Below are 18,907 nucleotides of genomic sequence, written 5' to 3' on the forward strand. Positions count from 1 at the left end.
GCTCGCCCGCCGGGTGGGCGGGCGACCCGGCCGGGGCCCGTGGCGACTGGCCTTCCGGCCGGTCACAGCGGGAAGATGACATGTCGGAGAACCGGGCATCCCGGGTAAGGTCGCTCTCGACGGGTACGACCGGGATCGACGCGGGTGTCGACACCGCGGCCGTTCCACCGAAGGTAGAGCGGGAAGCCACATGCCCAGCAGCACGGGTCCATCGATCGACGCGATCACCGAGGGAGGACGGGTGACCCAGGTCGGCGAGGGTCAGGAAGCGGAGGAGACCTCTCCTGCGGTCGTGACCTTCGGTGCTCCCACGGTCGGTGAGCTGCTCGCGGAGCGGTACGAACTGGTCGAGCACATCAACAACGACAGCGCGGGCCGACTGGTCTGGCGCGGTGTCGACGTGGTGCTCCGCCGTCCCGTCGCCGTGGTCCTCCGCTACCCGGGTGGCGACTCCGCCACCGAGATGCTTCAGGCCGCGGTCGCCGCGAGCCGCGTCATCCACCCCAATCTGGTCGGCGTCTACGACGCGATCGACGAGGACGACCGGGCCTACGTGGTCCGCGAGTGGGTCGACGGGCAGTCGCTGCGCGAGATGGTCGCCGCCGACGGGCCGCTGGACCCGGCCCGGGCCACCGCTATCGGCAACGCCGTCGCCAGTGCCCTCGCCGCCGTGCACGCCACCGGCATGGTGCACGGCAACCTCCACCCCGGCACCGTCATGATCAGCGACGACGGCCGGGTGGTGCTCGCCGACGCGCGTACCGACGGTGCGGACAGCCAGGAGAACGACCTGCGCGCGGTCGGCGGGGTGCTCTACTTCGCCCTGACCGGGCACTGGCCGCACGGCGAGGCCCCGCTGCACGGCGCCACCGCCGGGCACGGCCGCGCCGCCCTGCCGGACGCCGTCCGGGACGCCGGCGGCGCGATCGCCGCGCCCCGGCAGATGCGCGCCGGTGTGCCCGCCTACCTCGACGACCTCACCATGGACCTGCTCGACCCGGAGATCGCGCCGCCGTCGTCGGACGTGCTGGCCGCCGAGCTGAGCCGGCTCGACATCCCGGCCGACGAGCAGTTCCTGGAGCAGGCCGGCCCGCTGCGTTTCACCGCCGAGCCCGGCGAGGAGCCCTCCCCGCTGGCCGCGGCCGGCGGTCGCAAGGTCGCCATCGGCATCGCCGGTCTGCTGGCTGTGGCCCTGGTCGGGCTGCTCATCGGCATCAACGCGCTCGGTGGTGGCGACGACGGCGGCAAGGAGCCGGTCGCCCAGCCGTCGAACAGCGCGCCGGCCACCGGGGGCGGGGACGAGCCCGCCGCGCAGGTCCGCAAGCTCACCATCGAGGCCGTACGGATCATCGACCCGGACGGCGACCGCGCCGAGGTGCGCAACGCCGAGAAGGTGATCGACGGGAACGACGACGAGGGCTGGGAGACCAACAGCTACCGCAACAACGGCAAGTTCGGCGGGATCAAGAAGGGCATGGGCGTCTGGATCGACCTGGGCGCCCCGCACTCGGTCAAGCAGCTGGAGGCCACGCTGTCGGCCACCGGCGCCACCGTCGAGCTGCGCACCGGCGCTCGCGGCGACTTCCCGTCCACCTCCGCCGGCGACAAGCAGCTGGTCAACGCCTACTCGACGTTAATCGGGCCGCCGAACGAGGACGGCGGCACCAAGATGATCTTCAACGCCTTCGAGCCCGACCAGAAGTACCAGTACCTGCTGTTCTGGATCACCAAGCTGCCGGCGAAGGACAGCGGCAGCGGCTGGAAGCTCGGCGTCCAGGAGATCGTGGTCCAGGGCTCGTGACCCGGCCGCCGTCCCCGCCGCGCCACCTCCTCCGGATGTGGTGATGGCGGAACGCGACGGCGCGCAGCCCGGCCGCTCCGACCTGGAGCTGCTCCGGGCGCACGCGGCGGGTGACCGGGACGCCTTCACCGAGCTGTTCCAGCGGCACCGGGACCGCCTCTGGGCGGTCGCGCTGCGGACGATCGGCGACCGCGAGGAGGCCGCCGACGCCCTCCAGGACGCCATGCTGTCGGCGCACCGCGCCGCGGCCCGGTTCCGGGGCGACTCGGCGGTCACCACCTGGCTGCACCGCATCGTGGTGAACGCCTGCCTGGACCGGATCCGGCGGCGCCAGGCCCACGCCACCGTCCCGCTGCCCGACGGCGTGCACACCGACGGCGAACCTGGTCGGCACACCGGCGGTCCGGAACCGGCCGCGCCGGCCCACGACCACGACACCGCGCTCGTGGTCCGGCAGGCGCTCGCGGCACTGCCCGCCGAACAGCGGGCCGCCCTGGTGCTGGTCGACGTGCAGGGCTACCCGGTGGCCGAGGTCGCCGCCATGCTCGGCGTCGCCGAGGGCACCGTGAAGAGCCGGTGCGCCCGGGGCCGGGCCCGCCTCGCCGTGCTGCTCGGCCACCTGCGTACCGGCACCGACGCACCGGCCGGCGACGTGCCGCGGCTCACCTCCGGGAACCGCAGGCGCCCCGAGGGCGTCGGATCCTCGTCGGGAGCGTCCCGTCAGGCCGTCAGCCAGGAGGAGCCGTGACTTCCCGGGAGTTCAGCGAGGTCGACCACGACCTGCTCGCCGACTACCTCGGCGGGGCGCTGGACGGCACCCCCGAGCAGGCGACAGTGGCCCGGCTGGTCGAGCAGGACCCGGCGTGGCGTGCCGCGTACGAGAATCTCGCCGACGCGGTCGACCTGGTCGACGCCGACCTGGCCGGCTGGGCCGCGGCCCCCGCGCCGGAGATGCCCCAGGTGGTGGCCGACCGGATCACCGCGGCGCTCGCCGGGGCCGGCCCCGCGCTGCGCGACGGCACGCCGGTCGTCCCGGCGCAGTCCGGCGGCGCGAGCCGACCACCCGGCACGGCCGCCCGTACCGACCGGCACAGCGGCCCCGGCCGTCGTCCCCGGCGCTGGGCCCGCATCGCCGGGCCGGTGGCCCTGGCCGCCGCCTCGGTCGCCGCGGTGGGGCTCGGTGTCGGCCGGCTGGCCGACCCGGGCGACAGCGGTACGGCCGACCAGGCGGCCCGGGAGGCGGCGCCGATGGTCGGCGCGCCGTACCGGACCACCGGACCGGCCCTGCGAAGCGGCACCGACTGGACGCCGGAACGCCTCGCCGGCGGCCGGGTGCCCGCCGGAGCGAAGTCGATGCCGGAGGACATGGCCGGGCCGTCCGGCGCGGCGAAGGACCGCGCGGAGACGCCCCTGTCCGGCGAGCCTCAGCGCCTCAGCGCCCTCGGCGGGCTGGACCGGCTGACCCGGCCGGAGACGCTCGCCGCGTGCCTCACCGCGATCGGGGTCGAGCACGCCGCCGGGCCGCTCACCGTGAACATGGTCGACTACGCCCGGTTCCAAGGCGCCCCGGCGCTCGTGGTGACGTTCGCGGACGCGGGCGGCGCCCGCTGGGGCTGGGTGAGCGGACCGGAGTGCGGAGTACCCGGGTCCGGCGCGGACACGCGGTTCCGGACGCGGGTAGGGTGAAAACGCGGTCACGACGCTTGTCCCGCCACGTGACCTGACCCACCGGATGACCGGCTCGGGAATCCCCGCTTCGTACGATGACGTTCTGCAAGTCAGGCGCCGGCGCCCCTAGAGCCGTCGGCACTCGGGATCGACATCGGTGCGGCCGGTGACGAACACACACATCGGGAGACGGCAGTGGACGAGGTCCGCAACCTGATCATCATCGGCTCCGGTCCGGCCGGCTACACGGCGGCGGTCTACGCCGCCCGCGCCAACCTGAAGCCGCTGGTGATCGAGGGCGTGCAGTCGGGTGGCGCGCTGATGACCACCACCGAGGTGGAGAACTTCCCCGGCTTCGCCGACGGCATCCTCGGCCCCGAGCTGATGGACAACATGCGCAAGCAGGCCGAGCGCTTCGGCGCCGAGTTCCTCACCGACGACGTGACGCGGGTCGAACTGAAGGACACCGGCGAGATCGGCTCCGACGCGGTGAGCACCGTGTGGGTGGGCGAGACCGCGTACCGCGCCCGCGCCGTCATCCTCTCCACCGGTTCGGCCTGGCGTCCGCTGGGTGTGCCGGGCGAGCAGGAATACCTCGGCCACGGTGTGTCGTCCTGCGCCACCTGTGACGGCTTCTTCTTCCGCAACCAGCACATCGTGGTGGTCGGCGGCGGCGACTCGGCGATGGAGGAGGCCAGCTTCCTCACCCGTTTCGCCGAGTCGGTGACCATCCTGCACCGCCGCGACTCGTTCCGCGCCAGCAAGATCATGGCCGATCGCGCGCTGGGCAACGAAAAGATCAAGGTCGAGTGGAACACCGTCGTCGAGGAGATCCTCGGCGACGACGGCAAGGTCAACGGCGTACGGGTGCGCAACGTGCACACCGGCGAGAGCAAGGTGCTCGACGTCACGGGCGTGTTCGTGGCGATCGGTCACGACCCGCGCAGCGAGCTGTTCCGCGGTCAGGTGGAACTGGACGACGAGGGCTACGTGAAGGTGCAGGCCCCCAGCACCCGTACCAGCGTGCCCGGTGTGTTCGCGGCGGGTGACCTCGTCGACCACACCTACCGGCAGGCCATCACGGCGGCCGGCACCGGCTGCGCCGCCGCGCTGGACGCCGAGCGGTTCATCGCCACCATCCAGGGCTGAGAGTTCCACGAGCAAGGTTCGGAGGAGGAGAGTTCATAGTGGGAGCAACCAAGGCGGTCACGGACGCAAGCTTCGTCAGCGACGTGCTGCAGTCCGACAAGCCGGTTCTGGTCGACTTCTGGGCGGAGTGGTGCGGCCCCTGCCGCAAGGTCTCGCCGCTGCTGGAGGAGATCGCGGGCGAGATGAAGGACCAGGTCACCATCGTCAAGCTCAACATCGACGAGAACCCGGAGACGGCGCGCGCCTACCGGGTGATGTCGGTGCCGACGCTGACCATCTTCAAGAACGGCCAGCCGGTGCAGTCGATCGCCGGCGCCAAGCCGAAGGGTGAGCTGGTGAAGCTCATCGAGTCGGCGCTCTGAGCCGTACCGACACCTCCGGAACCCCCGTCACCGCGCCCGGTGGCGGGGGTTCCGGCTTGCCTGACCTGCATGAACGCGAACCCGCCGGGTATCGGCCACGGTACGCTCCGTAAGCATCCGTCGGAGTTCCGGTCCGCCAACGTCCGTGCAGAGGGGGTCGTCGTGCGTCCGATCCGACCCGGTGACCAGGGACCGGCGGTGGCCGAGATCCGTACCGTCCTCGCCGGCCTGGAGCTTCTTCCCGCCGAGGCCGGAGGCGACGACTACGACGCCCAGACCGAACGCGCGGTCCGGGCCTTCCAGCAGTCCCGCGGCCTCAGCGTCGACGGGCGGGTCGGCGCCGAGACCTGGCGGGCGCTCGACGCGGCCCGCTGGCGGTTCGGCGCCCGCGCGCTGTACCACGCCGTACCCGAGCCGCTGATCGGCGAGGACGTCCGCTCGCTCCAGGAACGCCTACTGGAGATGGGGTACGACGTGGGCCGCGCCGACGCCATCTACGGCATCCGCACCTCCCGCGCGGTGGCGCAGTTCCAGCGGGAGATGGGCCTGAAACCGGACGGGTCGTGCGGGCCGCACACCGTCAACGCGCTGCGCCGCCTCGGCCGCAAGGTGGTGGGCGGGCGCCCGCAGTGGCTGCGCGAGTCCGACGCCATCCGGCAGGCCGGGCCGACGCTCGTCGGGCGGACCGTGGTGATCGACCCGGGTCACGGGGGCACCGACCCGGGTGTGGTGGTGCCCGACGGCACGCTGCGCTGGAGCGAGGCGGACCTCGTGCACGACCTCGCCAGCCGGCTGGAGGGGCGGCTCGCCGCCGCCGGCGTACGGGTGCAGCTCACCCGGGGCCCGTCGCCCGGCGACTGCCTGCCGGACGCGGACCGGGCCCAGCTCGCCAACTCCCTCGGCGCCGACGTGTTCATCTCGCTGCACACCGACGGGCACGCCAACCCGGAGGCCGAGGGCGTGGCCACCTATCACTACGGCACCGACAACGGCGTCACGTCGGCGACCGGCGAACGCCTGGCCGGGCTCGTGCAGCGGGAGATCGTGGCCCGCACCGGGCTGCGCGACTGCCGTACCCACGCCAAGGCGTGGGAGCTGCTGCGGCTCACCCGGATGCCCGCGGTCCGCGTCGAGGTCGGCTACCTCACCTCACCGGACGACCGGGCGCGGCTCGTCGACCCGCGCTTCCGGGACCGGGTGGTCGAGGCCATCGTGGCCGGCGTGCAGCGGATGTACCTGCCGATCGAGCGGGACGTGCCGACCGGCTCGATCGACGTGAGCGAACTGCGGGCGATCGTCGCCGCCGGCACCGTCGTCGACTGACCCGCGACTCAGCTCGTCGAGCGGGTGGCGGGCGCCGGGCGGACCGGCCGCAGCAGCGTCTCCGGGCTCATCGAGCCGAGCAGCTTCTCCAGCGCGTACTCGACGTCCGACTTCCAGCTCAGCGCCGTTCGCAACTCCAGCCGCAGGCGGGGGTAGCGCGGGTGCGGCCGGACCGTCTTGAAGCCCACCGAGAGGAAGAAGTCGGCGGGCGCCACGCACGCGCGGGCCGGGTCGTCCGCGTCGTCGCCGAACTTCGCGTCGCCGAACGCCTCGATCGCCTTGATGCCGCGCTTGGTCAGGTCGCGGGCCACGCCCTGCACCAGCATCCGGCCCAGGCCGCCGTCGGCGAAGGCGGGCACCACGTGCGCCGTCATCAGCAGCGCCGCGTCCGCCGAGACCGGCGAGGTGGGAAACGCCATCGAACGCGGGACGTACGCCGGCGGCGCGTACATGACGAAACCGGCCGGCATGCCGTCGACGTAGACGAGCTTGCCGCAGGAGCCCCACTCCAGCAGCGTCTGGGAGACCCACGCCTCCTTCTCCAGGCCCGGGTCGCCGGCCGCGCAGGCCCGCTCGGCGGAGACCGGATCCAGCTCCCAGTAGACGCATTGCCGGCAGGATCGAGGCAGGTCCTCCAGCGTGTCCAAGGTCAGGCTGACCAGACGTCGCGACATGAGCGCACCCCACCAATAGGCTCGGAGCGCCGGTGAGTCCCGCGCCCTCCTGCTCCCGACGAGCGATCGTACGCCCCTGTCCGGCGGTACGGGAGGGAACGCGCGAACCCCCGCCCGGACGGCCGACGGCGGGTCCGGGATGTGGACGTGTCCACACGGCCGGTGCCGCGACCGTCACCGGGGACTACGATCGACCAACCGGCCCCCGCCGCCAATGGATGTCGGCATCGCGGGTACCACACCGGGCGGCAGCCCCGCCGACACCCGATCGAGGTGATGTCCATGACCGGCACGACGCTCGACGACTACACCGACCGGTACGCCCGGCGCGTCCGCGGGATGACCGCCTCGGAGATCCGGGCACTCTTCGCGGTGGCCAGCCGGCCGGAGGTCGTCTCGCTCGCCGGTGGGGCACCCTACATCGCGGCGCTGCCGCTGGACGCGGTCGGCGAGATGCTCGGCCGGCTCGGCTCCGAGCACGGCGCCACCACCCTCCAGTACGGCATCGGCCAGGGCACCCCGGAGCTGCGCGAGCGGATCTGCGAGGTGATGTCCCTGTCCGGGATCGACGCCTCCTGCGGCGCCTCCCCCGAGGACGTGGTGGTGACCGTCGGCGGTCAGCAGGCCCTCGACCTGGTGGCCCGCCTGTTCCTGGACCCGGGTGACGTGGTGCTCGCCGAGGGCCCGACGTACGTCGGCGCGCTCGGGGTGTTCCAGGCCGCCCAGGCCCAGGTCGCCCACGTGCCGATGGACGACGAGGGGCTCATCCCGGAGGCGCTGGAGGTGGCCATCGCCGACCTGGCGCGCGCCGGCCGGCGGGTGAAGTTCCTCTACACCATCCCCACCTACCAGAACCCCGCCGGCGTGACGCTGAGCGAGGAGCGGCGCGAACGGGTGCTCGACATCTGTGAGCGCGCCGGACTGCTCGTGGTGGAGGACGACCCGTACGGTCAGCTCGGTTTCGAAGGTGAGGCGCCCCGGCCGTTGCGGGCTCGGCGGCGCGACGGGGTCTTCTACCTGAGCACGTTCTCCAAGACGTTCGCGCCCGGCCTGCGGGTGGGCTGGATCCTGGCGCCGCACGCGGTCCGCGACAAGCTGGTCATCGCCAGCGAGGCGCAGATCCTCTGCCCGAGCGCCTACGCGCAGTCGGCCGTCTCGACGTACCTCGGCACCATGCCGTGGCGGCAGCAGCTCAAGGTCTACCGCGAGGTCTACCGGGAGCGCCGGGACGCGCTGCTCGGCGCGATGACCGACCTGATGCCGGAGGGCACCACCTGGACCACGCCCGCCGGCGGCCTGTTCGTCTGGGCGACGCTGCCCGACGGGCTCGACTCCAAGGCGATGATGCCGCGCGCCGTGGCCGCCCGCGTCGCGTACGTGCCGGGGACCGGCTTCTACGCCGACGGCACCGGCACCGGCAACATGCGGCTGAACTTCTCCTTCCCGACGCCGGAGCGGATCCGCGAAGGCGTGCGCCGGCTGGCCGGGGTGATGGAGCAGGAGATCGCCATGCGCAAGGTCTTCGGCGCGGTCGGCGGTGCCGGACCTCGCCGTCGCCAGGGCGGCTCGGACGCGCCCGGTCCCGACTTGGCATGATGCCCGCATGTCCGACAGCCCCGCCGCACCGCTTCCCGTGACCGGATCCGCCACCGACGAGCTGCACGTGCTCGTGCTCGCGGGAGGCCTCTCCTACGAGCGGGACGTCTCACTGCGGTCGGGTCGCCGGGTACTCGACGCGCTGCGCGCCGTCGGTGTCGACGCGGAACTGCGCGACGCCGACGTGGCGTTGCTGCCCGCGCTGACCGCCGACCCGCCGGACGCCGTGGTGATCGCCCTGCACGGCGCCACCGGCGAGGACGGCTCGCTGCGCGGCGTACTCGACCTCTGGGACGTGCCCTACGTCGGCTGCGACGCCCGGTCGTCCCGCCTCGCCTGGGACAAGCCGTCCGCGAAGGCGGTGCTGCGCGAGGCGGGCATCCCGACGCCCGACTGGGTGGCGCTGCCGCACGACCGATTCTCCGAGCTGGGCGCGGTGGCCGTCCTGGACCGGATCGTCGACCGCCTCGGGCTGCCGCTGATGGTCAAGCCGGCGCAGGGCGGTTCCGGGCTGGGCGCCGCCGTGGTCCGGGAGGCGGCGTCGCTGCCGGCCGCGATGGTGGGTTGTTTCGCGTACGACCAGACCGCGCTCGTGGAGCGCTACGTCCCCGGGATGGACGTGGCGGTCTCCGTGCTCGACCTCGGCAAGGGGCCGCAGGCCCTTCCCCCGGTCGAGATCGTGCCGCGCAACGGCGTCTACGACTACGCGGCCCGCTACACCGCCGGGCGTACCACCTGGCACGCGCCCGCCCGGCTCGACGCCGCGACCACGGCCCGGGTCACCGAGGTGGCGCTCGCCGCGCACACCGCGCTCGGACTGCGCGACGTGTCCCGGGTCGACCTGATCGTCGACGGCGGAGGCGACCCGCACGTGCTGGAGGTCAACGTCTCCCCGGGCATGACCGAGACGTCGCTGCTGCCGCTGGCGATCCAGGCGGCCGGGCTGGACTTCGGCCGGGTCCTCGGCACGCTCGTGACCCGGGCCGCCGCCCGCCGCTGACCTCAGCTCTGCGGGGTACGCGTCGCACCCTGCTGATCGTCCGGGGCCTTCCGCGGCTCGACCTCGTCCGCTTCTTCGCTCTCCCCGGTGCTGTTCTGGGCGCCGCTCGGCGAGCTGTCGGGTGCGTTGCCCGGTGCGTTGTCCGGTGCGTTGTCCGGTGCCGGGCCGACCTGCGGTACCGGGTCGGGCTCCGACGGGTCCGCCGAGGGGTCTGAGAGGTCCGCTGCCGCGTCGGACTCCGGGATCTCGTCCGCAGCCTCGATCACGGACGCGGACTCCTCCTCGGGCTCCTCAACGGCGTTCGCGGGGGAGGTCGGGGAGAGACTCGACGGTGCCTGCCACTGGATGCGCGGCGGCTCGGCCAACGGGCGGCCGCCGAACTCGGCGAGCCACGCGGCCACCATGGCGAGGTTCTCCCGCCACTGGTCCTCCGAGATCGGCGGCAGGATCGAGTCCCACAGCGACAGGAACGTGCCCCGCAGTTGCAGCCGCCCGTACGGCCGGGCCAGGAACCACAGGTGCAGGTGCGCGGAGCCGTCGCCCCACCGGTTCACGTGAACCCGGGCCACCCCGTCGAGCGAACGCACGGCCCGCTCCAGGCGGACGGTCATCACGCCCAGCTCGGCGGCGAGCAGGTTCGGCAGGTCGCCCAGATCCAGGTGGGAGCGGGACTCCAGGATCAGGACCATCGGCAGGCCGGTGGGCCGGTCCATGGCGCGGACGCGCCACCGCTCACCGACCCAGATGTACGCCTCGTCGGGCGCGTTGCAGGCGGTGCACTCCCGGTCCGCCTCGCCGCGGCGGGGAGGTTCGAACGGTACGGGCTCGTCGAGCTGCTTGACGCGGAGATCGCCCTCGAAGGGGAAGGACGGCCACTGGGTGAAGTCGGGAACTGAGGGAGGGGTGTCCGGCACGACGCTGACCCTAACCGAGTTGGCGACGCCTGTCCCTACCCGTTCCACTGGCCGTCCACCGGTTGTCCACCGCGTTGTCCACAGGCTGCCGAGATCACCAGCACAGCGCGTCATGCACTGCTCAGCAAGGGTTTCATCGCTTTGTTTCACGTGAAACGGGGCGCGCCTGTGGACAACTGCTGTGGATAACTTTGGGGGTGGTTCCGGGTCCGTTCTTCCAACGATCCGGCGGCCGATCCGCACCGGGTGCCCGGTCGGCTTCTTCTCGTGCGTGTTTCACGTGAAACGGCGGGCGCGCGCTGCTCCCCGCTCGGCGCGGGCAGCCGCCAGTTCGCCGAAGTGGCGGGGACGTGGACCACATCGGGGAAACGGCTGCATCACGGCCGTCCTCACCACACCACCTCCCCGAAGTGACGGGACGTCCGGCTCGCCGGGCGGGCGTGTTCCGAGGGCTGGCTGCTTCTTCGGGCTGGCGCCGGACGAACGAGTGATCGGGAGGGCGCCGGCTGGGTTGCCGCGAAGCGGCCGCCCAGCCGAAGGCGGTGGCGTTATTCGGGCTTGGCCGCGATGAGCCGGGCGAAGGGCTGCCGCTCTGCCTCATGCCGAGCGAGCGACCGGCTCGGCTCGGCGGTGCTGCTGTCCTCCTGCTGCCCCACCTCGCTGGTCATCATCGCCTGCACTCGGGTGCAAGTTCTACCGGCGGCTCGCTGCGCGTTTCACGTGAAACGGATCGTCGGCCCACCAGGGCTCGCATGCGCAATGAGGCTGCGGGCGAGGCGCTGTCACCGCGCGGGTGGAACCCCCCGGGAGCCGAGAGTTCGGGCTTGCCATGCGCTGCAGCCCGAAGGATGAGGCTCATCGTTGCACGGACTCTCTGCGGCTCGGGCTTGTCATGCGCGGCCCGATGGAGGGGATCGTCGTGCGGCCCGATGCTTGAGGTTCGCCAGCAGGCGCCCGCTCCTCCGGCTCACCATGCCCGGGGAGGCGGACCCGCACCGCGATGTGGGCCGAGTGATTGATCCCGGCACCCACGCCCGATAGTGCGGGCTCGCCCCGGCAGGACCAGCCGGGTCGATCCGAGAGCGGGCGAGCTGATCGGCTGCCCGGCCGCACTGGTCCGCCCTCACTGCTCGACCCACGGTGTGGGTCAGGGCTCGACGCACCGTGTGAGTCGGGCTCCCCACACCCGGCTTGGACGCTCGCCGCTCCCCGGTTCATCCAACGGGCTGAGATCCCCCTCTCTTTCCGGCAGGACAGAGCGAGGTCGGGAGGGCAGCTTTGGGCGCAGCCGATCCCGGCCCGCACTGGCGATTCGGCCAGGCGCCGAAGTTCGTCCTGACAGGGACGCGGCGTCATCCGACCTTGAGCCGTCAAGCCTGGACGTTCAGCACTGCAACCCGAGTCAGTGCGCCGAGCCTGAGCCGTCGGACCTCGACGCTCAACCCAGTGACCGACCCGAGCCGGCCTGGCAGGTGTGGCTCCAAGGAATGAGCCGGGCGTGCTGAGCGAAGGAGCGATTCGACGCCTGGCCGTCTCCCGGCCCACGCTCGGTTCGCGCCGGATCGGTGGGGCGGTCCCAGGCCGGCGACCAAGCGGTGGATCCGGCAGGCGAGCCAGCCGTCAAGGGACGGATGCCTCAACCGTCGAGGCCTGCCCGGGCTCCCATCACTGCCGGCTCCCATCGCCGCCCGCCCGCCGATGCCGACCTCCATCGCCTACCCGCTGGGCGGCACCGACTCCCCACCCGCCCTACCAACCGGGCGATGCCGACTGCCATCACGGACGACCCGGAACCGCCCTCCCGTCGCTACGGGCCGACCGGCACCGGCTCGCCTGTTGTCGAAAGCCCGCAGAGTGCTCGGCCGCTCGACCTGTCGTCAGCCCGTCTGCGAGGGCACGGCGAGCGCCGCACGCCTCGGCCGCTCTACCCGTTTCACGTGAAACCAGCGGTGGACATTCGGCAGCCGACCAACCGACGCGATCAGGACGCGAGCCGCCCGCCCCGATCATCCAGGTGGGACGCGGGCCATCCGGCGACCCACCGTGGAGCCACCAGCACGACGAGGTCGACGCCGACAGCGGCCCGCAAACACAGATCCGGCCGCACCGCCCGACGAGGGGGTGCGGCCGGATCGACAACCGGAGGTGCCGGGCTACTCCTGGGGCTGTCCGTCCTCGCCGACACCGATGATGCCGACGATCCGCTCCAGGTCGTCGACGGTGGCGAACTCGATCGTGATCTTGCCCTTGCTGCGGCCGATGTCGACCTTCACCCGAGTGTCGAACCGGTCGGAGAGCCGGTCCGCGAGATCGGTGAGCGCCGGGGCGTGCGGCTTCGGCCGGCGCTTGGCGGCGGCCGACTTCGCCGGCTCCTCGGCGAGCGCCAGGTGCACCAGTTCCTCGGCGCCACGAACCGTGATGCCCTCGCGGACGATCCGCTCCGCGAGTGCCTCCTGCGCCTCGGCGTTGTCCAGACTGAGCAGAGCCCGGGCGTGGCCGGCGGACAGGACGCCGGCGGCGACCCGGCGCTGCACGGCGGGCGGCAGATTCATCAGCCGGATGGTGTTGGAGATCTGCGGCCGGCTGCGGCCGATCCGCCGGGCCAGCTCCTCGTGCGTGGCGCCGAACTCCTCCAGCAGTTGCTGGTACGCCGCCGCCTCTTCCAGCGGGTTGAGGTTGGCGCGGTGGATGTTCTCCAGGAGCGCGTCCCGGAGCATCGCGTCGTCCTTCGTGTCCCGGACGATGGCGGGGATGGTCTCCCGGCCGACCGCCTGGGCGGCACGCCAGCGCCGCTCGCCCATCACGAGTTCGAACTTCTCGGGGTCGAGCTGGCGGACCACGATCGGCTGGAGGAAGCCGACCTCCTGGATCGAGGTCTTCAGCTCCTCCAGCGCCTCCTCGTCGAAGACGTGCCGGGGCTGCTTCGGGTTCGGGACGATCGCGTCGACCGGGATCTCCGCGAAGCGGGCGCCTGGCACCGGGCTCAGCTGAGGCTCGGGCTCGACGGCCGGAGACGGGGTGCTTCCGACGCCGCCGGTGATCGCGGCGGTCGCACCGGCGACCGGAGCCGACGGCGACGCGGCAGCGGTCGACGACTCCGGCTCGACGGCAGCCGGTTCGGCGCCCGGTACCGGTCCGGTGGGGATGAGGGCACCGAGCCCTCGGCCCAGTCCGCCGCGGGGACGGTTCTTCATGCGACGCCTCCCAGCGACATCTCCGCACTACGCATTCCGGCTCACCGGCTCCTTGACGCCTCGCTCCGCGATCTCCTGGGCGGCCTCGAAGTAACTCGTGGCTCCCCGCGAACCGGGATCGTAGGTCATCACCGACTGGCCGTAGCTCGGTGCCTCGGAGACACGCACGTTGCGGGGGATGACGGCCTGGAGCACCTTGTCGCCGAAGTGGTTCCGGACGTCCTGCTCCACCGCGTCGGCCAGCCGGGTACGCCGGTCGTACATGGTGAGCAGGATCGTGGAGACCTCGAGCTTCGGGTTGAGGTGCTGGCGGACCAGGTTGATGTTGTTGATCAACTGGTTGAGGCCCTCCAGCGCGTAGTACTCGCACTGGATCGGGATCAGCACCTCCTGCGCCGCCACGAGCGCGTTGACGGTGAGCAGGCCGAGCGACGGCGGGCAGTCTATGAAGACGTAGTCGAAGTGCCCCGGGTACGCGGCGATGGCCCGCGCCAGGCGCGACTCCCGCGCCACCACGGAGACCAGCTCGATCTCGGCGCCGGCCAGGTCGATCGTTGCCGGCACGCACCACAGGTTGGGGATGCCCTCGACGGCCTGGGCCACCTCCTCCAGCGGCACGCTGTCGATCAGGCAGTCGTACACGTCGGGCACGCCCGTGTGGTGCGGCACGTTCAGACCGGTGGAGGCGTTGCCCTGGGGGTCAAGGTCGACCACGAGCACCCGGTTGCCGTGCAGCGCGAGCGCCACGGCCAGGTTCACGGTGGTGGTCGTCTTACCCACGCCGCCCTTCTGGTTGGCGACGCACATCACCCGGGTCCGGTCGGGGCGCGGCATGGTGACCTCGCCACTGGGATTCAGGATCTGCACGGCGCGCATCGCCTCCATAGCCAACGGTGGATCATCCTCTTCGCGCGTCGGGGTTTCACGTGAAACGTACGTGCTGGCGTCTACCTCGTCCCCGTACCCGTCTGCCTGTGGCGTGTCGGACGGTGCCGCGGTGACCTCGGGGGCGGCCTGATGCGGAACGGCCGAGACGGGCGGCTGGGGTTCGTAGCGGGTGGGCACCGCGGCGTTCGCCCGCACCGCGGGCGGGCGCGGGGTCGGTGCGTTCACCGGGCCGTCGGCCGGGTCGAGCGGGTCGCGGGCCGGCGGTACGTTCGCCGGCACCGACGAGACAGGACGTACGGGCCCGCCGGCCGACGGCTCCCGTCGCCTGGACGGCTGCGCCGGGTACGGGGAGGACGGTTCGCCGGACTCGTTCACCGTCCACTCCTGGTCGTTGGTTTCACGTGAAACGGGGTCGGCGGAGGGCTGGCCTCCTGGTCCGGTCAACCGTGGATCGTCGTACCTGCCGTCGTCATGCACCTGTCATCCCTACCCGCTCCGGATGGTCGGTCCGCACCCGTCGAATCGCGTCCGCGCCTCGCACGGCGCCTGTCGGATCGGCGGGAACCATCGGGTTCGGGTGCCGCCCGGCACCGCCGTTCCACACTATCGACGCGCGGTCAGCCTACGGCCGACGGGCGCGGTGGGTCCATGTCGGGTTGTGATCGATCGCGTCACGCCCACCGGTCCAACGACCGGATCGGGCGTGCGGAATGGCGTACCCGCTCAGCGGTCGCCGCGACGGCGACCGCCACGCGACCGCTTCGGCTTCTTCGGACGGCGCTGGTTGACCACGCGCTCCCGGACCACCTCGACCACGGTCGCCGGCGGGTCGATCACCCCTTCGCCGCAGCGATGCAGTTCCGGCGTCCCACCGCCGAGGCGGGTCACGGCCTCGGTGTGTTCGGTGATCTCGTCGGCCGCCGATGCGCCCTTGAGCGCGACGAGCCGGCCGCCGGGGGCCACGAGCGGCAGGCACCAGGAGGCGAGCCGGTCCAGCGGCGCCACCGCGCGGGCCGTCACGATGTCGGCGCTCAGCGGTTCCCGGTCACGCGAGCCGGCCGCCGCCTCCTCGGCCCGTCCACGGAACACACGGACGTCCCGGGTCAGGCCGAGCCGCTGTACCGCCTCGATCAGGAAGGCGGTCCGTCGAGCCAGCGGCTCGACGAGCGTCACGGTGAGGTCGGGACGCGCGATCGCCAGCACCAGACCCGGCAGCCCGGCGCCGGAGCCGACGTCGATCACGCTGGCACCCTCCGGGATCCGTTCCGCCACCACCGCACAGTTGAGGAGGTGCCGCTCCCAGAGCCGCGGCGTCTCGCGGGGACCGATGAGGCCGCGGACCACGCCGTCGGTGGCGAGCAGTTCGGCGTACGCGGCGGCCAGGTCGAGCCGGTCGCCGAACAACGCGCGGGCGGCCTCCGCCAGTTCGGGCGGCAGCGTCGCCGACGCCGGATCGGGCGCGGCACCACTGTCCACGAGGGACGGTTCGTCCTCCGACGGCTCCGCGAAGACCGGGTCGGCCACGGCGGCCGGGTCGGCCGGCGCCACGTCCACCGCCTGCTCACCGGAGAAGGCGGGTGTCACGTCCACCGCCGGGTCGGCGGGCTCGATCCCGGTCACCACCGCCGGCTCCGCGGAGAAGGCGGGCTCGCCGGGGTCGGTCACCGCCCTTCCCGGGTACGCCGGGTCGGCCGGCCCGTCCTCGTCGGAGAAGACCGGGTCGACAGTGTTGTCGGGGCGCACAGCCGACGGCCCGGGCGGCGTACCGCCCGGGCCGGTCACGGCTCCTGCCGTCGTCTCGTCGGAGATCACGGACCTCAGTCCGTCACCGGGCGGACGACGATGCGGCGGTTGGGCTCGACGCCCTCGGACTCGCTCTCCACCCCGCTCATCGCGTTCACCACGTCGTGCACGCACTTGCGCTCGAACGCGGACATCGGCTCCAGGCGCACCGGCTCACCGTGCTCCTTGACCTTCTCGACCGCGTTCTTCGCCACGGCGGCCAGCTCCTTGCGCCGGGTGGCCCGGTAGCCGCCGACGTCGAGCAGCAGCCGGCTCGGGGTGCCGGTCTGACGGAACACGGCCAGCCGGGTCAGTTCCTGGAGCGCCTCCAGGGTCGCGCCGCGCTGGCCGACCAGGTTCTGGAGCCGTCCGCCGACCACCTCGACGACCGGGCGGCCGCCGGACACCAGCTCGTCGATGTCGCCGTCGTAGTCGAGGATGTCCAGCAGACCCTCGACGTAGTCGGCGGCGATCTCGCTCTGCCGGAACAGGTCGCTCTCGGCCGGGGCCTTCTTCTCCCGGGCCTCGCCCGCGGCGTCCTCGGTCTCGGTGGCGGCGGTAACGGGGGTCTCCTCGTCCAGGGACTGGTCGGCGCTGGGGATGCTGGTCTCGGTCACGGGTCTCATCTCCGTACTCGCTCGGCCGGACCGTCGGGGGTCCGCTGGTCTCCCGGGGCCGGCGGGAGGTTCGCCGGGTGCCCTCGGGCACGTCTGTACGGGCCAGTTTCGCCCGTGTCCGCGCTCCGCGCGGCGATTCCGGCCCGGCGCCGACTCCTCGGATGGCAGCACGCGGCCGGAACGGGCCACCGCCGGCGTCGCGGCGGTGGCCCTGTGGGCTCAGCCCTGTCGCTTGGCGGGCTTGTTGCCGCCCTTCTTCGGGTTGACCGGCTTGGCGCCCGGCTTCGGACCGGCCACCTTCGGCGCCGCGGCCGGAGCCTTCGCCGCCGGCGGGGTCGTCTTGCGGCCGAACAGGCCACCGGCCTTGGCCGGCTGCACCGGGCCCTTGCCGGAGGTGCTCTTGCCGGCGGTGGCGCTCTTCGCGGTCGGCGGCGGCGGGAACTTCCGCAGCACCCACTGCTGCTGGCCGAGCGTGAAGAGGTTGTTGGTGACCCAGTAGATGATCACACCGATCGGGAAGATCGCACCCGAGATCAGCAGCGACAGCGGGATGCCGTAGAGCATCAGCCGCTGCACCATGCGCTGCTGCGGGTCCTCGGCCCACCCGGTCTTGAGGATCATCTGACGGCTGGTCAGGTAGGTGGTGGCGATCATGATGAGCACCAGGATGCCGGCGACCACCTTGACCGTGCCGGTGCTCGCGCCGAGCCGGCTCAGTTCGTCGGCGGTGGAGCCGAACTTGCCGGAGATCGGCGCGGTGAACAGCTTCGCGTTGGAGGCGCTGTTGAACTGGTCGACGGTCCAGCCGTACAGGGTCTTGCCCTGGTTGTCGGGGTTGAGCCGCCGGAGCGTGTGGAACAGGCCCAGGAAGACCGGGATCTGGAGGAACATCGGAAGGCAGCCCATGAGCGGGTTGGCCTTTTCCTTCCGATAGAGCTCCATCATCTCCTTCTGGAGCGTCTCCCGGTCACCCTTGTGCTTCTCCTGGAGCTCCTTCACCTTGGGCTGGAGCGCCTGCATGGCACGCTGCGACTTGATCTGCTTGACGAAGACCGGGAAGAGGATCACCCGGACCGTCACCACCAGGAAGATGATGGCGAGGATCCAGGCCCAGTTCGTACCGATCACGGCCCCGACCGGCACTCCGATGGCGTCCCAGGCCGAGTGCCAGGCCAGCAGGATCCACGAGATCGCGTAGTAGATCCAGTCGAGACTAAACACTCAGGCTCCAGTCACGTCGGAACGGCGGCGGTCGCCCGGCTCCGGAACCGGGTCGTGTCCACCAGGGTGGAAGGGGTGGCAGCGCGACAGCCGACGGACCGTCAGCCAGGCTCCCCGCAGCGCACCGTGCCGGGACACCGCCTCGACGGCGTAGGCACTGCACGACGGGTAGAACCGGCAGCGGGCCGGCAGTGCCGGACTTATCCACCGACGGTACGCGATGATGGGCGCCAGCAGCATGCGGGCACCGGTTGTGGGCGACGGAGTCGCCGTCGGCGGGCCGGTCACCGCGACCGCCGTCCCCGGGGGGTCCGCGCGGCGGCGAGAGCGGCGTCCAGGTCGGCCCCGAGCCGGGTGTACGTCGCGTCGGCTGCCGCGGGCAGCGCGCGTACCACGAGGGTGGTGCCGGCGGGCAGCTCGGCCAGCCGCTCGCGGACCAGGTGCCGGAGCCGGCGGCGGACCTTGTTGCGGACCACCGCGCCGCCGACGGCCTTGGACACGACGAAGCCGGCGCGGCTCGGTGCGGAGGTCTCCGCACCGCTGCGTCGCGCCGGCTCCGGCGAGAGTGTCGCGGTGGTGCCGATCGGCTCGGGGAGGGTCAGGTGGACCACGACGGCGCCACGGCCGACGCGTCGGCCACCGCGAACCGCTGCGGCGAAGTCGTTACTGCGCCGCAGTCGTTGCGCGGCGGCCAGCACGACTGCCCACGTTCCCGGAC

17 protein-coding genes are annotated in these 18,907 nt (G+C 72.4%); 8 read left to right on the forward strand and 9 right to left on the reverse strand.

What is annotated here, in order from left to right; all coding sequences use genetic code 11:
- Positions 1–190 precede the first annotated feature (190 nt).
- The 6 genes from M8C11_RS19800 (at position 191) to M8C11_RS19825 (ending at position 6,303) form a co-directional block, all read left to right on the forward strand.
- On the forward strand, positions 191–1,801 hold the full coding sequence (locus M8C11_RS19800; protein WP_162959262.1) for a protein kinase family protein: 1,611 nt from the start codon (positions 191–193) through the stop codon (positions 1,799–1,801).
- A gap of 43 nt (positions 1,802–1,844) precedes the next feature.
- The gene (gene sigM / locus M8C11_RS19805; protein ID WP_252451863.1) at positions 1,845–2,549 is read left to right on the forward strand and encodes an RNA polymerase sigma factor SigM; all 705 of its coding nucleotides are present in this window, start codon (positions 1,845–1,847) and stop codon (positions 2,547–2,549) included.
- Complete coding sequence (locus M8C11_RS19810; protein ID WP_252451865.1) at positions 2,546–3,487, forward strand: hypothetical protein; 942 nt, start codon at positions 2,546–2,548, stop codon at positions 3,485–3,487. The genes sigM and M8C11_RS19810 overlap by 4 nt, the downstream gene beginning before the upstream one ends.
- A 177-nt stretch (positions 3,488–3,664) precedes the next feature.
- A complete protein-coding gene (gene trxB, locus M8C11_RS19815) occupies positions 3,665–4,618 on the forward strand; it encodes a thioredoxin-disulfide reductase (RefSeq protein ID WP_120572527.1) in 954 nt (317 codons plus the stop codon).
- A 38-nt stretch (positions 4,619–4,656) separates the two neighbouring features.
- A complete protein-coding gene (gene trxA / locus M8C11_RS19820) occupies positions 4,657–4,980 on the forward strand; it encodes a thioredoxin (protein ID WP_013289375.1) in 324 nt (107 codons plus the stop codon).
- A gap of 162 nt (positions 4,981–5,142) precedes the next feature.
- Positions 5,143–6,303, forward strand: coding sequence for an N-acetylmuramoyl-L-alanine amidase (locus tag M8C11_RS19825; protein WP_252451867.1), 1,161 nt, complete (start codon positions 5,143–5,145; stop codon positions 6,301–6,303).
- An 8-nt stretch (positions 6,304–6,311) separates the two neighbouring features.
- Here M8C11_RS19825 and M8C11_RS19830 read toward each other — a convergent pair whose 3' ends face one another.
- Positions 6,312–6,977 (reverse strand): GNAT family N-acetyltransferase, encoded by a 666-nt coding sequence (locus M8C11_RS19830; protein WP_120572526.1) that lies wholly within the window; start codon positions 6,975–6,977, stop codon positions 6,312–6,314.
- 282 nt (positions 6,978–7,259) lie between these two features.
- On the opposite strand from M8C11_RS19830, the gene M8C11_RS19835 reads away from it, so the two are divergent.
- On the forward strand, positions 7,260–8,573 hold the full coding sequence (locus M8C11_RS19835) for a PLP-dependent aminotransferase family protein (RefSeq protein WP_252451870.1): 1,314 nt from the start codon (positions 7,260–7,262) through the stop codon (positions 8,571–8,573).
- A gap of 7 nt (positions 8,574–8,580) precedes the next feature.
- Positions 8,581–9,573 carry a D-alanine--D-alanine ligase gene (locus tag M8C11_RS19840; RefSeq protein WP_120572524.1) on the forward strand — a complete coding sequence of 331 codons (993 nt, stop codon included), beginning with the start codon at positions 8,581–8,583 and terminating at the stop codon, positions 9,571–9,573.
- A gap of 2 nt (positions 9,574–9,575) precedes the next feature.
- Here the strand turns inward: M8C11_RS19840 and M8C11_RS19845 are convergent, their stop codons facing one another.
- From M8C11_RS19845 to rnpA, 8 genes are all read right to left on the reverse strand, one after another.
- On the reverse strand, positions 9,576–10,487 hold the full coding sequence (locus M8C11_RS19845) for a hypothetical protein (RefSeq protein ID WP_252451872.1): 912 nt from the start codon (positions 10,485–10,487) through the stop codon (positions 9,576–9,578).
- A gap of 2,153 nt (positions 10,488–12,640) precedes the next feature.
- A complete protein-coding gene (locus M8C11_RS19850) occupies positions 12,641–13,681 on the reverse strand; it encodes a ParB/RepB/Spo0J family partition protein (RefSeq protein WP_252451874.1) in 1,041 nt (346 codons plus the stop codon).
- A 27-nt stretch (positions 13,682–13,708) separates the two neighbouring features.
- Entirely contained in the window at positions 13,709–15,046 is a 1,338-nt protein-coding gene (locus M8C11_RS30430; RefSeq protein WP_121683697.1) for an AAA family ATPase, read from the reverse strand.
- Positions 15,047–15,292: 246 nt separating this feature from the next.
- Positions 15,293–16,045 carry a 16S rRNA (guanine(527)-N(7))-methyltransferase RsmG gene (gene rsmG, locus M8C11_RS19860; RefSeq protein WP_308212760.1) on the reverse strand — a complete coding sequence of 251 codons (753 nt, stop codon included), beginning with the start codon at positions 16,043–16,045 and terminating at the stop codon, positions 15,293–15,295.
- A 341-nt stretch (positions 16,046–16,386) separates the two neighbouring features.
- Positions 16,387–16,977 carry a R3H domain-containing nucleic acid-binding protein gene (locus tag M8C11_RS19865; protein WP_120572519.1) on the reverse strand — a complete coding sequence of 197 codons (591 nt, stop codon included), beginning with the start codon at positions 16,975–16,977 and terminating at the stop codon, positions 16,387–16,389.
- A gap of 210 nt (positions 16,978–17,187) precedes the next feature.
- Entirely contained in the window at positions 17,188–18,189 is a 1,002-nt protein-coding gene (gene yidC / locus M8C11_RS19870; RefSeq protein WP_120572518.1) for a membrane protein insertase YidC, read from the reverse strand.
- The gene (gene yidD, locus M8C11_RS19875) at positions 18,190–18,429 is read right to left on the reverse strand and encodes a membrane protein insertion efficiency factor YidD (protein ID WP_013477538.1); all 240 of its coding nucleotides are present in this window, start codon (positions 18,427–18,429) and stop codon (positions 18,190–18,192) included.
- A gap of 44 nt (positions 18,430–18,473) precedes the next feature.
- Positions 18,474–18,887 carry a ribonuclease P protein component gene (gene rnpA / locus M8C11_RS19880; RefSeq protein ID WP_120572516.1) on the reverse strand — a complete coding sequence of 138 codons (414 nt, stop codon included), beginning with the start codon at positions 18,885–18,887 and terminating at the stop codon, positions 18,474–18,476.
- Positions 18,888–18,907: the final 20 nt, after the last annotated feature.

Source organism: Micromonospora sp. CPM1, from assembly GCF_023896895.1.
In the GTDB taxonomy this organism is placed as follows: domain Bacteria; phylum Actinomycetota; class Actinomycetes; order Mycobacteriales; family Micromonosporaceae; genus Micromonospora; species Micromonospora tulbaghiae.